Source organism: Thalassotalea sp. G2M2-11, assembly GCF_017168195.1.
Classification (GTDB): Bacteria; Pseudomonadota; Gammaproteobacteria; order Enterobacterales; family Alteromonadaceae; genus Thalassotalea_E.
In genome coordinates, this window is record NZ_JADNYL010000004.1 from 67913 (window position 1) to 84299 (window position 16387).

9 protein-coding genes are annotated in these 16387 nt (G+C 40.0%); 8 read left to right on the top strand and 1 reads right to left on the bottom strand.

Going from position 1 to position 16387, the window contains the following annotated elements; all coding sequences use genetic code 11:
• The first annotated feature begins 14 nt into the window (after positions 1-14).
• From IV514_RS14255 to IV514_RS14290, 8 genes are all read left to right on the top strand, one after another.
• Entirely contained in the window at positions 15-1235 is a 1221-nt protein-coding gene (locus IV514_RS14255) for an AGE family epimerase/isomerase (protein ID WP_206485957.1), read from the top strand.
• On the top strand, positions 1226-3925 hold the full coding sequence (locus IV514_RS14260; RefSeq protein ID WP_206485958.1) for a hypothetical protein: 2700 nt from the start codon (positions 1226-1228) through the stop codon (positions 3923-3925). The genes IV514_RS14255 and IV514_RS14260 overlap by 10 nt, the downstream gene beginning before the upstream one ends.
• Positions 3926-3930: 5 nt before the next feature.
• Positions 3931-5556, top strand: coding sequence for a glucose-6-phosphate isomerase (pgi, locus tag IV514_RS14265; protein WP_206485959.1), 1626 nt, complete (start codon positions 3931-3933; stop codon positions 5554-5556).
• A 271-nt stretch (positions 5557-5827) separates the two neighbouring features.
• A complete protein-coding gene (locus tag IV514_RS14270) occupies positions 5828-9034 on the top strand; it encodes a glycosyl hydrolase (RefSeq protein ID WP_206485960.1) in 3207 nt (1068 codons plus the stop codon).
• Positions 9035-9117: 83 nt separating this feature from the next.
• Entirely contained in the window at positions 9118-12225 is a 3108-nt protein-coding gene (locus tag IV514_RS14275) for a TonB-dependent receptor (RefSeq protein ID WP_241242390.1), read from the top strand.
• A gap of 168 nt (positions 12226-12393) precedes the next feature.
• The gene (locus tag IV514_RS14280) at positions 12394-12705 is read left to right on the top strand and encodes a hypothetical protein (protein WP_206485961.1); all 312 of its coding nucleotides are present in this window, start codon (positions 12394-12396) and stop codon (positions 12703-12705) included.
• Positions 12706-12851: 146 nt separating this feature from the next.
• Positions 12852-13184, top strand: coding sequence for a TM2 domain-containing protein (locus tag IV514_RS14285; protein WP_206485962.1), 333 nt, complete (start codon positions 12852-12854; stop codon positions 13182-13184).
• Between the two features lie 147 nt (positions 13185-13331).
• Complete coding sequence (locus tag IV514_RS14290) at positions 13332-13850, top strand: hypothetical protein (RefSeq protein ID WP_206485963.1); 519 nt, start codon at positions 13332-13334, stop codon at positions 13848-13850.
• Between the two features lie 226 nt (positions 13851-14076).
• On the opposite strand, the gene metE is transcribed toward IV514_RS14290, so the two are convergent.
• Positions 14077-16353 carry a 5-methyltetrahydropteroyltriglutamate--homocysteine S-methyltransferase gene (gene metE / locus IV514_RS14295; RefSeq protein WP_206485964.1) on the bottom strand — a complete coding sequence of 759 codons (2277 nt, stop codon included), beginning with the start codon at positions 16351-16353 and terminating at the stop codon, positions 14077-14079.
• Between the last annotated feature and the right edge of the window lie 34 nt (positions 16354-16387).

Consider the following 16387-nt stretch of genomic DNA (forward strand, 5'->3'; position numbering starts at 1 on the left):
ATATTGAATTAACTATGAAAGCAACAGTTTTTAGCTATCAATCGGTTCGCGAAGAGCTTGATAACATCGCCAATTGGTGGATGGACAATACATTAGATCGTCAGCATGGTGGCTTTATTGGCGAGATGGATCATCTCGGAAACATTGTCAAAGGCGCTAATAAAGGGATTATTTTAAATAGTCGTATTCTATGGTTTTTCAGTGAACTAGCTATTTTTTCAGGACAAGAAGACCACAAAAAAGTGGCTGAACGAGCTTTTGAATATTTTATGACATATTTTGATGACCGAGTTTATGGTGGCGCTTTATGGGAGCTCTCTGCTGAGGGGGAGTTTGTTCATGGTAAAAAACAAACTTATGCGCAGTGCTTTTCTATTTACGCCTTGTCTGCCTATTACAAACTTACTCAATCTGTAAAAGCATTAGTGAAAGCGAATGAGTATTTTGAACTGATAGAAAAACATGCTCGAGATCGTGTTAACGGTGGCTATGTCGAAGCCAGTACTCGTGACTGGCTGAGCATAGAAGATTTCAGGTTAAGTGAAAAAGATCTCAATGTTCCTAAGTCAATGAATACTCATCTTCATGTGCTTGAAGCCTATGCTTCTTTTTATCAGATCAATCCCACAGAAAAGACAGAAGAAGCATTACGCCATGTTATTGAGATTTTTGTTGAAAATATTGTTGATCAACAAAGTGGTCATCAAAAATTGTTTTTTGATATGACATGGAAAGATAAATCGTCTGCTTTTTCTTATGGCCATGATATTGAAGCCAGTTGGTTGTTGTGGGAAGCTGTCGAATTACTTGGAGACGAAGCGGTAAAAATCACGGTCAAGCCGATAGTATTACAACTTGCTTCAGCTTGTTTAGCCGAAGCGATTGGTGATCAAGGGCAAGTGTGTGATGAGTTTGATTTTACAACTCAACGTCGTCATCAAAGTAGCGAGTGGTGGGTACAAGCAGAAGCATTAGTGGGTTTTATGAATGCATATTACCTTACAGCAAACACTCAGTATTTAGATGTCTGTAAGCCTATTTGGCAATTCATTAATCACTATCACCTTGATAAAGAAAACGGTGAGTGGCATTGGCTATCAAGCAATGATACCTCTAGTTTGTCGTCAGGATATAAAGTCGGTTTTTGGAAGGCGCCTTATCATAACGGACGAGCCATGATGGAACTGTGTCGATTATTTAAAATTATTGAAGCTAAGGGGGGGGCATGCGCTTAGTATTATTTTTATTATTACTATGCTCGAATCAAACAGTTGCTAGTAGCTTTGAGCACTTTATTACCCGAGATGGCAGTCAGCTTAAAGATGGTGATAAAACGTTTCGATTTGTAGGGTTAAATGCGCCTGAGCTTCATCGAATAGAAGATGACATTAAAGGTGTGTGTGCCAATGATCGCAGAGGCTGGGGGCAACACTTTAAGTGGCCTACTTCTGACGAACAGGAAAATTGGGTAAAGTCGCTAGTAAGAACGGGTCATAAAGCTACGCGCATTTATGTGTTGTCAGTTGAGCATGAAGATGATGCCAAGTGTGGTAGAGAAACACATATTTTAAAGCCTGATTTGCCAAATGGTATGCCGCTGCTAAATGAAAAAGCCATGGTAGTTTTTGATCAGCTTATTGCTCATGCTGATAAGTATGGCCTGCGCTTAATTGTACCCTTTATCGATCACTGGGAGTGGTGGGGTGGAAGAAAACAGCTCGCAGCCTTTTACGATGAAACGGAAGATGACTTTTATCGTACAAATTCAAAAACCTATGCTGCCTATTTACATATTATTGAGCAGGTTATCAGTCGTAAGAACACTATCACCGGACGATATTATTACCAAGAAAAGTCGGTCATGGCATGGGAAACTGGTAATGAACTCAAATTAAGTACACCAGCATTTGTTGCTGAAACGGCGAAACATATTAAGTCGTTAGCGCCAAATCAGCTCGTCGTAGATGGTAATTATCTGTCAATTTTACCCAGTTCACTCACTGATCCTAATGTCGACATCATTAGTAATCATTTTTATACCGTCAATGGTAATAATAACCCCGAAACAGTCAAAGAAAACTTAGCGGCTATTGATGGTAACAAAGTGTATTTGGTGGGGGAGTTTGGTTTAAAGCCGATAGAGGGTTTAACTGAAATCATGGATACGGTGCGTAGTTTTGAACATCAAGGGCATCAGGCTGCTGGCGCAATGATTTGGGGTTTTAGGGGACGACGTCATAATGGTGGCTTTTATTGGCATCCTGAAAGTGGTGGTGCTTATTACAGTTATCACTTACCTGGATTTAAAGAAGGAGATTTTAACCAGGAAAGACACGTCACTAAATTACTTCGCGATGTACAGGCGAAAATGGATGGTTATTCATCAACGCCAAAATTACCCGTACCAGAAGCCCCTATTTTGCGAAATGTTACCCCAGATTTGAAATTAGCATGGCTCGGAGCCCCTGTTGGAGAAAGCTATATCATTGAGCGAAAAGTCGGTAAGGCGCAATGGCAAGTTATCGCTAGTAACGTCTCTGATGGCAAAAACCGGTTTAACCCCGATGTTGATGTGCTCTATCAAGACACACAAATGTTGAATAAGTCTGGACAGGTTAGCTATCGCATCATTGCCGTGAATGAATCTGGAAAGTCCTTACCAAGTAATGTGGTATCAACAACGATAGGTCAGCCTAATGCCTTTATTCAGGTGAAGAATGGGCAGTTTGTTAAGCGTGGTAAACCTTACTATTTTGTTGGTACTAATTATTGGTATGGGCCATTATTAGGAGCGCCCAATGGTGATCGTCAACGCCTGATAAAAGAGCTGGATAATTTACAGGCTCATGGCATAAATAACCTGCGTATTCTTGTTGGTGGTGACGGTGGAAATACGGATTCATCAATTAAGCCGGCTTTACAAATAAAACCGGGTATCTATAACCAAGACTTATTGCTAGGTTTAGATTTTCTGCTTGCTGAAATGGCAAAGCGCAATATGGAAGCGGTACTTTACCTCAATAATAACTGGATTTGGTCTGGGGGGATGTCACAGTATCTTGCCTGGCATGGCTTTGGTGATATTCCTAATCCCTTTTCAGCTCAATACGACTGGCCTGATTATATGAGTTATACCGAGCAGTTTCATCGCTGTTTGGCATGTAAAAACAGTTATTATCGCCATGTAAAATTTATTATTGAACGAGAGAACTCCATCACTGGTGTACCTTATAATCAAGATCCAACGATAATGAGCTGGCAGTTAGCAAATGAACCTCGAGTGTTTTCTTTAGATAACTTTAATATGTTTAAGTTATGGGTTGATGAGTCGGTTAATTTAATCCATTCGCTAGCGCCAAATCAGCTTATTTCGACGGGGAGCGAAGGCATAGCGGGCAGCACAAATAACCTGAGGATTTATCAAGTAAACCACCATAACACTAATATTGACTACCTAACGATGCATATGTGGCCAAAAAACTGGTCTTGGTACAATAAAGATGATGAGGCGGCTTCGTTGCGCATAGCGATCGATAAAGCAAATCAGTATATGGGCGAGCATATCGCTGTAGCTAAAGAGATGAATAGGCCGATAGTGATGTCAGAGTTTGGTTTTCCTCGCAATAATGAAAGTTTATCACCAAATGCTAGTACTGATTACCGAGATAAGTTTTATCAAGCGATGTTTGAAAACATCACTCAAAGTTACCAGCAACAAGGAGTGCTAGCGGGCTTTAATTTTTGGGCTTATGGTGGATATGGACAGGCAAATCCAGATAACAACTACCAGTGGCAGCAAGGTGATGACTTTTTAGGAGATCCGGCTCAAGAGCCACAAGGTTTAAATACCGTTTTTGCCAGTGATGCGTCAACGTTATCGATTATCAAACAAGTGAATCAAGTGTTAAACCCAATCATAAAGTAAGAAATATGTTAACTGAATTATTAAGCTGGAATACATTAAAAAATCACTGCCAAATAGCGAACATTCAAATGAAAGCGTTATTTGAAGCAGATAGTGAACGCTTTAAACGCTATTCTTTTTCGGCGGCTGGAATAACGTTAGATTATTCGAAAAACCTGATCAATGAAGAAACCATGTCACTGCTAACACAGCTTGCGCAAGATGTGCAACTTGAGAAGCTTCGAGAAGCTATGTTTGCTGGTCAGGCAATTAATAGCACGGAAAAACGTGCTGTGCTGCATACGGCATTGAGAAATTTCTCAAATCAGCCGGTTTATGTGGATGGCATTGATGTGATGCCACAAGTTTACAGCACCTTGAAACAGATTCGAGACTTTGTTGAGCAAGTTTCAACGGGTGAAAAAAAAGGCTATACCGGTAAAGATTTTACCGATGTTGTAAGTATCGGTATTGGCGGCTCCTTTTTAGGGCCTAAGATAATGTCAGAAGCATTAAAGCCCTATCAACAGAAACATTTAAAAGTGCACTTTGTTGCCAATGTTGATGGTTGTCATATTAATGACGTGTTAACAGGGCTTGATCCTGAAACTACGTTAGTTATTGCTTTATCGAAGACACTAACTACACAAGAAACATTAAGAAATATACAGACAGCCAAAGACTGGTTCTTAGCATCCGCGACTCAACAGGATGTGTCGCTTCATTTTGTATGTGTATCAACAAATATAGAAGCCGCTCAAAAGTTTGGCATTGATAAAGCCAATATATTTCCAATGTGGGATTGGGTTGGTGGACGCTATTCCGTGTGGTCAGCCATTGGACTGCCGCTGGCATTATCCATAGGTTATGAAAACTTTGAGCAGTTTCTAAGGGGGGCTTATGACATGGATTGCCATTTTCAAGAAGCTCCTTTAATGGAAAATATGCCCGTAATTATGGGGCTTTTAGGAGTGCTGTACCGTAATTTCTATGGTGCTCAATCACAAGTTATATTACCTTATTATCACTATCTTCGAGGACTGCCAGCGTATATTCAACAGTTGGATATGGAAAGTAATGGTAAGTCGGTCACTAGGGATAATTTAGAAACGGATTATGATACTGGCCCTATTATTTGGGGCAGCGAAGGAACTAACGGGCAGCATTCTTTTCATCAATTGATCCACCAAAGTAAAACTCCGATACCTGTCGATTTTATGATGCCACTTAAACCTCATCATGATAAAGCTGAACATCATGACATGTTGGCAGCCAATTGTTTTGGTCAAAGTCAGGCGTTAATGCAAGGGCAAACTGAGGAGGAGGTCATTGCGGCCATGACTAAAGCAAAATGTGCCACACAAGAGATAGAAAAGCTGGCTAGCCATAAAGTGATGAAAGGTAGCAAGCCAAGCAATACCTTATTGTTTGAACGCTTAACGCCCAAAACATTAGGCAGCTTGATTGCACTTTATGAGCATAAAGTCTTTGTGCAAGGTGTGATTTGGCAGATAAACTCCTTTGATCAATGGGGTGTTGAGCTTGGAAAAACACTAGGAAGGCAGGTGTTAAATAAGATAATTGATGCTAGCTTATCGGTGGAGATGGATTCATCTACTGACGGTTTGATCGATATTTACCGAAATTGTTAGCTGATAAAACGTTCAACCTGTTTATGAGTGAGAAATGATAGGAAGTTAATTTGATTTAATTTCAGATCTAAACATTAGTACAAAAAAAGTGACGATTATTAAAAAATAATATTGCAAATTAAATTTTAATCGTTTAGGTTAAAAATAGTACCGGTTCATTATTTGTGCGTAAAGATTTTGCCGGTTTTTTTATAAATAAAGAATGAACCGGTTCACTTTTGTTTTGAGTTTATTCCGGTTAGCTATAATAAAATAGAAATAGGGGCGAGAAATGAGTAAAACAGCAGGAACATATTCAGCTAATACGCTACTGATAGCGTCATTGCTGATTGGTGGTCTGTCTGGTTGTGTCGATGAAGGTAGTCTAAATAACGATAAAGTCGAGTACACGCCAGAGACACGACCTTTAGGTGTAATTGCAGGTAAAGATGCTGAATATGCACCTGGAGCAACAGTGGTATTAGAAGGCCGCTTAACCGGAACAGTCACTGATCAAACAGTTCGTTGGACACAAACCGAAGGTAGTTCGATTGCTATCGATGATTGGAATGTGCCTCAGCTAACATTTACTGCGCCACAAGTTGAGTCAATCGAATCGTACACTTTTGAAATTGCTGCCATTGGTGGTGATGGTGTAATCATTGAAGATGAAAATGGTAACCAGCTCATTGATGACGTAAAAATTACTGTTTTTGATCCAGAAAAATTAATAACGCTTGAAGCAGAAGATGAGACTGTTGCTGCTTTAAGTGGTGCAGTAGAGATTATTGATTCTAGTCATGAACAATATGTTGCAGGTCATTCTGGCACAGGACATACATCAGATATTACTCCTGGCGATTTAGTTACTTTCAATGTAGAGCTAGAAAGTGCGGGATACTATACCGTTTATCTTAACTACACCATAGGGACAGGTTATGGTGGTAAAGTTGGTCAAGTGAGCGTGAATGGTGTTACCACTGATGTATCATTATCAGAAACAGGCCAATTTGAACAAATTCGCGTTGATGTTTTTAACTTGAACCAAGGAAGTAATACGATTGAAGTAGGCGGTGGTTGGAATTATTACCGTGTAGATAGTATTCAGCTTTTACCTGCCGCGGCTCCTGCAGCTCCACTCAAAGTAGAACCAAATTTAGTGAATGAAAATGCCATTGATTCGGCAAAATCTTTGATGGAATTTATCGCCTCTCATTACGGAACAGCAACGCTTTCTGGTCAAACTGAGTTTCCTCAAAAAGTTGATGGCTCATTCCCATTAAATAACTTTAATGCAATTGTTGAAGCAACAAATGATGACGCTCCAGCTATCGTCGCCTATGACTATATGAATTATTCAGCTTCATACACTGGTGGTGATGCATCGGGCTTAACTGAAGCAATGATTGCAGCGCATGAAGAGAAAAATGTTATTCTTTCTGCGTTATATCACTGGCGTGCGCCTAGTGGAAATACAGATAGTGAAGGTTGTTTTTATAGTGATTGCACTACGTTTGATCTAGCTGCGGCATTAGCAGACGACTCAAGCACTGAATACGCTGAGCTTATTGCTGATATTGATACCGTTTCAATGGAACTTAAAAAGTTAGCCGATAAAGAAATTCCCGTGCTTTGGCGACCTTTACATGAAGCTGAAGGTGGATGGTTCTGGTGGGGTGCTCATGGCTCTTCTGCGCTAAAAGAACTGTGGGTGTTAATGTATGATCGTATGACTAACCATCATGGCTTAAACAACTTAATTTGGGTATTCACCCATACACAAGGATTGAGTGAAGACTGGTATCCAGGGGATAACTACGTTGATATCGTTGGGTATGATGGCTACGCTTCACCTGAAAATGACGCCGAAGCGACGTTCAAAGGTCAGTATTCAACACTTAAAAATCGTCATAACGGTAAGAAGTTAGTTGCACTCACTGAGACTGGCACGATTCCAAATGTTGCAACGATGCATGAACAAAACGCTTGGTGGTCATTCTTTATTACTTGGAACTCAGAGTACTGGGATTCAGGTTCAGTTATAGGACCTCAAGGTGCAGATCCTGTCACAGTAGATACAAACTATGCCTTTGATGGGGTAATTAATCTATTAGATGTCCCCGGTGGTCGTTCTAAAATTCAAGCTGGTATTTATGAAAGCTTTGAATTCTCTACCGCTGGATTTGAGGCACAAGTTAACTGGGGAGCGACCTCAGGTCTAACAAACTCTGGTGTTTGGGCAACCAGTGGCTCACGTTCATTGGCTATTGTTAAAGATATGTCAGCAGAAACCGATCCAACTGATGTTATTTTCCAAACTTACCCAGAAGGTGGCATTGATGTTAGTGAAATAAACTCTATTAAGCTGAATGCACATGCAATTGGTGCAGGAGATGGTACGTATTTCAGTTTATTTGTTAAGCATGGTGATGATTGGGAGTGGGTCGACAGTGGAGCTGTTTATCTTGCTGACGGTGGTGTCGAATTAGAGGTCGATTTGTCAGCATACCAGTGGTTAGCGGGCTTTGGTGTTCGTGTGCAAGGTTTTGATGCTTTAGCGACAAATGCACAGTTCTTTATTGATAATGTCAGATTAGATGATAATACCACCTACGATTTTGAGCCTGATGTTGGTGATTGGCACAACCAAGTTGCTTGGTCTACAACTTCTGGCACGACTACCTCAGATGTTTGGGCAACAAGTGGGGCAAGATCGTTAGCTTTTTATAAAGATCTAGTCAGTCATGGTGCAGCTAATGATGTGGTATTCCAAACCTACCCAGAAGGTGGCATAGATGTTACCGATAAATCAACATTGACCATTAGCGTAAATGCAATGAATGCCGGCGATGCAGTTAATGCACACATATTCTTTAAAGCACCTGATGGAGTTGAAAGCTGGCCTGCGGCCGTTGATATTGGCGCCGAAGGTACTGAATTGACTATTGATGTCTCACAAGTGAGTACGCTCAATGGATTAGGTGTACGTTTTAATGGCGTTGATGCAGATTCTGCTAATGCTAAGTTCTTTATTGATAATGTCGCAATAGATGGTTCCACCATTATGGATTTTGAAGGTACAGGTGCTTGGGAATTCCAAACCAATTGGTCCCCTGCTTCAGGTATTCAACTTTCTAATGGGTGGGCAATCGATGGTGCTCAATCTTTATCAGGTATTACTCAGTTAGCTGATGGCGATGATAATATCATTTTGCAAGTTTACCCTGAAGGTGGCTTATTAGTTGGTGAAGTGAATACATTAAAAGTCACAGCAAGTGTTGCCAATGCAGGTGAAGGCGTTCAGGTGCAATTATTTGCTAAAGATAAAGACTACAACTGGCGTGACGGTGGCGCAGTCATAATGACTGACGGTGGCGTTGAGCTTTCTTTAGATATCTCGGATCTTAGTGAAATGAGTGGTTTCGGAGTTCGCTTTATGGGGGCAAACAACGTTGAAACACCGGCTCAGTTCTTTATAGACAAAGTTGAGTTCGAATAAACAGTTCACAAGATTTATTGCTAATAAAGGTGGGGTTAAAGGCCCCACCAACAAACTAAAAAGCATAGAGATAAGGGGATAATATGAATTTTCAAAAGAATACTTTCAAACAAAGTGTGTTGGCATCAAGCATACTTTTAGGGTTGTTTGCACCAACGATGGTGTTTGCAGAAGAAGTGGCAAATGAAAAAGAGGTGTCAAAGGTAGAGCAAGCAAACGTAGATGATATAGAAGTGATCTATGTTCGTGGGATTAGGAGTTCAATTGTAAAATCGATTAATAATAAACGCTTTGCAGATTCTGTTGTTGACTCAATTACAGCAACCGATATTGGTAAGTTACCCGATGTGACTATTGCAGACTCATTGCAACGTGTTACTGGTGTTCAAATTTCTCGTTCTGGTGGTGAAGGTGCCCAAGTCAATGTGCGTGGTGTACCTCAAGTTGCTACTACATTAAATGGTGAACAAATGTTATCTGCTGGCTCGGTGACAACCGTGCAGCCTAATTTTGCTGATGTTCCATCTACCATGGTTTCTGGTATTGATGTGATCAAATCTGCTCAGGCAAAAAATGTTGTCAGCGGATTAGCAGGTACTATTGACCTACAAACGGTAAGGCCGATTTATTTAGAGGAAGGATATACATTAGTAGGTAAAGCTGAAGTTGTTGATGGCTCGATGGGCAAAGATACCGATAAAAAGTTTTCAACTTTTGCGGCATACAATTTAGATAGTAATACCGCGGTATCATTAAACCTCAGTTACGACGATGTCAATCTAGCTGACTACTTAGTTGGTTCTTCGGGCGAGGATTGGGGCTTTAATGCGACAGAAGCGTCTAATTTTGTTACCGAGAATGTTGATGCTAACGGCGATGGCGACTTTGACGATATGTATTATGCGTTTCAAGGGCATCAAGCATCGAACCGATTTATAGAAAGAGAGCGTACAGGCCTAAACATCACGGTACAACATCAGATCAATGATGAATTTCAAATTACGGGTGATGTTTTCTATACCAAGCTAGATGAGCACCAATATCAAGCGGGCTTTATTGCCAGCCAAGCTTGGCAAGGTGAAACTGGTTGGTTTACCCCTAATGCAGATGGTTTTACTGCTCATGAGAATATTGTTGATGGCAGTGACATTGGTGGCAGTTATAACTCCTTTAATTCAGGGGTACTTCAGGCTCGACGTACTATGGTTCATTCTGAAACCCATGCGGTAGAAAAAGAAGCATTAAATACTAACTTAGTGCTTTCTTATGAAGGTGAAGGTGCGTTTACGGGCAAACTACGCTGGGTTCATGGTGAAGCAAAAAATGATCAAGCATCCAGCTATGTTGATGCTTATGTCAACAGTGGTGCTCAAGTCGGAGCGACACACAAAGGACCTGGTGGTGAACCTACCGGTGATGTAAACCCTTGGGGCTATGACGGTGAATTAGCAACCTTGCCTGATGGTACTCCTGTTGAGGGGGCGTATACTCAAATTCCAATAGGTATTGCTTATGGCAATAACCAAATGTGGACCTTACCGACTATGTCGGTGATGAATGAAGATGGAACGGTTACCAGTGAACTTTTTGGCAGCAATATCGATCGCTACAGCCATACATCGGGTTTCTTAGATGGTACTAATCGCAATGCGGAACTTGATGTTATTCGTTTTGATGGAAACTGGTTGTTTGATTTTGAGCATTTGATTTCGGTTGATTTTGGTGCTAGATATGCTGTTCGCGAAGTGGAACAACAGGCATGGCGCGGTGTAGTAGCAAGAACAAATGCATATGGTGATCCGTTTTTAGCTCATTGGAAAGATTCTGCAAGTCAGGCACCAGACACTTTAGAGTCTTATATTGACTTGATTTCATTTAATGACCCAGCCTTGGCAGGAAAGATCACTCAAATCAGTGATTTTCAAGGGGCTTCAGGTTTAGGTGCCTTGTACTTTGTTGATCCAAAAGCAATGAAAAATCCATTGGCCTATCATCAAGAGTTGTATGGCACTATTGTGCAAGCTCCGCAGTCAGAAGGAACTTACAACTTAGAAGAGATCACATCAACGTTATATGCACAGGCGAACTTTGCAGGTGAAATTAGTGGCTATAAGTACTCTGCAAACTTAGGTGTGCGTTATGTTAAAACTGAATATGACATTGAACAGACTGAGTCAGGTTCTGGTTCAACAGCGACATTTGGTGGTGTTGAATATATTGTAGATGGTGCTTTGGGCACTCCTGCTCCTGCTGCAGGTACGCTTCGTACTAAACGAGATTATGATGATGTGTTACCAGCATTTAATGCAAAGGTTGAGTTAAACGATGACATGATCATGCGTTTTGCCTATAGCAAAACCCTGACGGTTCACGACACCAATAACTTAGCTGGTGGTATTACTGTAAACCGTACCTTGTCATGTGGGGTTCAAAAAACTGATGGTTCTTCGGTGTTTTGTGCAACGGGAGGTAATCAGCAAGGGAGCCCTTATTTAGATCCTTGGCGCTCAGATAATTTTGAAGCTTCTTACGAGTGGTATTTCAGTGAATCAGGGATGTTTAGTTTAGGTGCTTTCTATATGGATATTGAGTCGTTCATTACCAGAGAAACTGTGATGCTAGAGGTGCCTGATAGTGATGGAGAAGTACGAGGTTACGACTTAAATACAGGTGCATTCACTGGTAAAACCCCTATACAATCGGTGGCTAATGGTGCTGGTGGTAGTATTAAAGGTATGGAAGTGAGTTATCATCAAGGACTTGATTTCTTAGTTGGATTTTGGAGTGGATTTGGTATCACAGCTAACTATACCTATTCGCCAAGTGAGAGTGGTTCAAAGGATTATTATGGTGACGATACACCTATGATTGATAATTCAGAACACCAATCGAACTTAGCCATTTGGTATGAAAATGATGGCTTACAGGCGCGTATCGCTCATAACTATCGTAGTGAGAAGTTTATGTGGTTAGTGAATAAAGACCCATATCATTTTGCGCGCTTTCAATCACCGACAAATTACATTGATGCATCGGTAAGTTATGACTTCAATGAAAACGTTACAGTTTCATTACAAGGCACAAACCTTACAGAAGAAGAGCAAGAACAATACTTGCAGTGGGATGACTTAGTTGATAAACGCTATATCAATGAGCGTAGAGTCTCACTAAATGTGCAAGTTAGAATGTAATCTCTCTGATTTTAACTAGCACAAGCGGGTAACGGTTATTTTTAGCTGTTGCCCGTTTTTTATTGGGGTATCCCCTAAATGGTGTTTTGCTGTTGGTTCTTTACCACTTATATGAAACTAATACAGCACTTATCTGGTCTTAATTAATGTAGGATTGGAGAGGGTTTGATGATGAGCATGTTGCGTTCTCATGAGTTAGTTAAAGGAAAAATAATCAAAGGAACTGGTAGTATTTTGGCCAATCTTGATGCCAAAACAAGAAAGGCTTATGCCAAATGCGCTAACAAGGTGATGGAACATAAAATAAAGCAAGAAAAAGAATTAGCCTTTCAAGAAGAGTTAAAAGACATTCACCAACAACAGAAAAATCAAAAACGTGACATTCGAAACAAGCATCACCACTCACTCACTTATTGGTTAGTAAAAGCGAGTTTTGCTGAAATATGGCACTGTTTATTTTCAAAGGAAAATAAGGGTTAATTGTAGTGGTTAATATAAGATGACGATTAAGTTAATATAAATAACGGTTGGTTTTTACTCCCGTGTCGCTTATTTTAGCTAAGCACCTAAACGTCCATGTAGAGGCGTTCGGTATACTAATCAAAAATTAAATAAAGGATGATAAATTGAGTATTAATGTTTTTTGTCGTTATTGTGGTCAACAAATTTCAGATATGGATTTAGTTTGCCCGCATTGTAATTCGAAGCAAAACTCCACTGCGGTTTCTAATGCTAATTCTCGCAAGAACTCTGAAGGTGTTGTTGCATTCATTGTGTGTTTCTTCTTCGGGGTGTTTGGTGTACATCGATTTATTTACGGCAAAATAGGAACAGGTATTTTAATGTTGGTAACCTTAGGTGGTTTTGGTATTTGGTGGCTTATCGATTTAATCCGTATTGCTATAGGTCATTTCACCGATTCTAAAGGTAACCATTTAAGTCTTATACATAATCATTAAAAGCTTGTTTGGTGTGAGGTATACCTGACAAGCCACTGCAGTGCGGGACTTTTAACAGTTGTTTTTTGCTCCAGCGTCGCTTATTTTAACCAACTGATATTTTCCTATTATTTGGGTGTTTGATACTTCAATCAACATGGAGATGTGATGAATAAATTTTTATTGTTTACGTTTATATTGTTAATTTCAAAACCTGTGTTTGCTGACAATGATGAGCAAGCCCTCAATGAAATTGTTAAATCATTCGAAACCTCAATAATCAATAAAGATAAAAGTAAATTTATGGAGTTATTTGTTGAAGGTACCGTGTCTTGGGTCGGTGTCCATACAAAAACTGATTATGAAAATGAATTAAAATGGGCAAATTCAGAGGCAGGAATAGAATTAAAGAAAAAAATTGGAGATAAATTTCGTGAGCCTGCTAAATATAGACATAGCTCGCCTGAAGTATTTATAGATTCTATTATAGATAATACTAAACAACCAAAAGAAGAAATATCAAATGTTAAAATTGTTAGTGATGGCGAGGTAGCTATCATCTATTTTGATTATATTTTTTATGATGGCAAGAGAAAAGTAAACTCAGGCAAAGAGAACTGGCAACTTATAAACTCAGGTAATGGCTGGAAAATTAATGCGGTTAATTTTTCAATTGCTAGAGGTTGAAAAAAGTAGCCAACAAGAAAATCAAGTGAGGATGTGGCGTTACTAATTGATTTTACAGCATATTTGAGACTGTCTGGTTTGCTTGAATTTGCTATTTCAAGTCTTTCATCTTAATTATCTATGCTGGCTTGTCGATTTAAATAGGTCAAAGCCAGCATATTTCTAAGGAAGCATTAATAACATGAGTGAGGTGTCATTTAATGCTCTTGCTCACTATGCTTAATACTTAATACATTTCTTGGCGCAAGACTTTTGCAGCTGCTACCATATTATCAAGTGCGGGAGTAACTTCTTCCCAGCTCCTCGTTTTTAAGCCACAGTCAGGGTTTAACCATAGCTGCTCGGTAGGTATTTTTTCACTTGCTGACTTAATTAACGCAACAATGTCATCAACCGAAGGAATATTGGGGCTATGAATATCATACACACCTGGGCCGATTTGGTTGGGATAAGCAAATTTATCAAACACATCCAATAGCTCCATATTTGAACGCGAGGTTTCGATGGTGATCACATCGGCATCCATGTCGGCAATAAACTCAATAATATCGTTAAATTCCGAATAACACATATGGGTGTGTATTTGAGTGCTGTCTTGTACACCATTAGCGCAAAGCTTAAAGGCATCAATAGACCAGTGTAAATATTCCTGCCACTGGCTTTTTCGCAAAGGTAACCCTTCTCTTAACGCCGCTTCATCAATTTGAATAATATCAATACCCGCAGATTCAAGTGCTTTTACTTCTTCCCTTATTGCTAAAGCAATTTGAGTGCAGGTGTCACTTCGCGCTTGATCATCCCTAACAAACGACCAATTTAATATGGTTACAGGGCCTGTAAGCATGCCTTTTAGTGGTTTTGTCGTTAACGATTGTGCATATCGAGTCCAATCAAGCGTTAAACTGTTTGTTCTGCTAACATCACCATAAATAATCGGTGGCTTAACACAGCGTGAACCATAGCTTTGTACCCAACCAAACTGGCTGAAAGTAAAGCCAGAGAGCTGTTCACCAAAATACTCCACCATGTCATTACGTTCAGCTTCGCCATGCACTAACACATCTAGATTCAGTTGTTCCTGAACTTCAATGCATTGTTTTATCTCATGTTTAATTTTTTCTTGATAATTAGCGTTAGTCAGTTCGCCTTGTTTAAACGCTTTGCGCAGTTTTCTGATCTGACTGGTTTGCGGAAACGAGCCTATGGTTGTGGTTGGAAACTTGGGTAAATTAAACTTACGCTGTTGTATTATTGCCCGTTCCTTATATGGAGATTGGCGTTGGCTATCTGTACTGGTTATTTTGCTGATAGCATCAGCTACTGTTTGATTGTGTACTAAACAAGAGGCCTGACGAGACGCTATACACTGAGCATTTTGCTCAAGTTCTGTTGCCACAGCAGCACGGCCACAATTAATCGCCTTACCTAAAATAGTCAGTTCAGTTAACTTTTGTTTGGCAAATGCTAACCATTGTCTGATTTCTTCGGGGATATTTTGCTCTAGTGCTAAATCAACCGGCACGTGTAGCAAGGAGCAAGACGGTGCTAACCAGAGTTTATCACCAAGTTTATCCGCTATTGGCTCAATAAAATTCAGTGCGTTATTTAAATCTGTTTTCCAAATATTACGGCCATCAATAATGCCAATAGAGAGCACCTGGTGGGGCTTTAACAGAGATAAAATAGCTTCGATATCTGATTTTGCTCTAATGGCATCAATATGAATACCATCAACAGCCAATTGACTCACTAGTGTTAAATTAGCTTCCAAGCCACCAAAATAGGTTGCCAGTAACAGTTTCAGTTGTCGCTGCTGTAAAAAATGGTACGCTTTGCTAAAGGCATTTTGCCATTCATCTTCTAAATCAGTGACTAAAGCAGGCTCATCTATTTGCAGCCATTCGATACCTAATTCGGCCAGTTGTTGTAGCAACTGTTGATACACAGGCAATAGTTGATCAAGCAGCTGAAGACGATTTACCCCATCTTTTGCCTTTCCTAACCACAGGTAAGTCACTGGTCCCAACAAAATAGGTTTTACGGTTGATGCGTTTGAATGCGCTTCTTTAACTTGCTCTAGAAAGCGCTCCGCATTGAGAGAAAACTCAGTATCAGCTGTAAATTCAGGCACAATATAATGGTAATTGGTATCAAACCACTTAGTCATTTCTCCAGCGCTAACCCCACAACAGTCTTGTTTGGACGCTCTGCCACGGGCAATGCGAAAGTAGCTATCCAAGAGGTTTTCATCTTTGTGATTAGCTCTTTCAGGTACATTACCCAGTAAAAAGCTGGTATCAAGCACATGATCATAAAGCGAAAAATCCCCTACTTGTGCGAAATCAAGCCCTTGGGTGTAAGTTAAATTGTTGGTACGAATATTTTTAGCACTTGCTAGTAAGCTTTGCTGCCCAATTTCGCCGCGCCAATATTGCTCAAGTGAAAATTTTAATTGTCTTTGTTCCCCTATCCGAGGAAAGCCAAGATTATGTAGTTTAGCCATCTATCTATCCATTTGATTAAAGTTGTGGTTATAA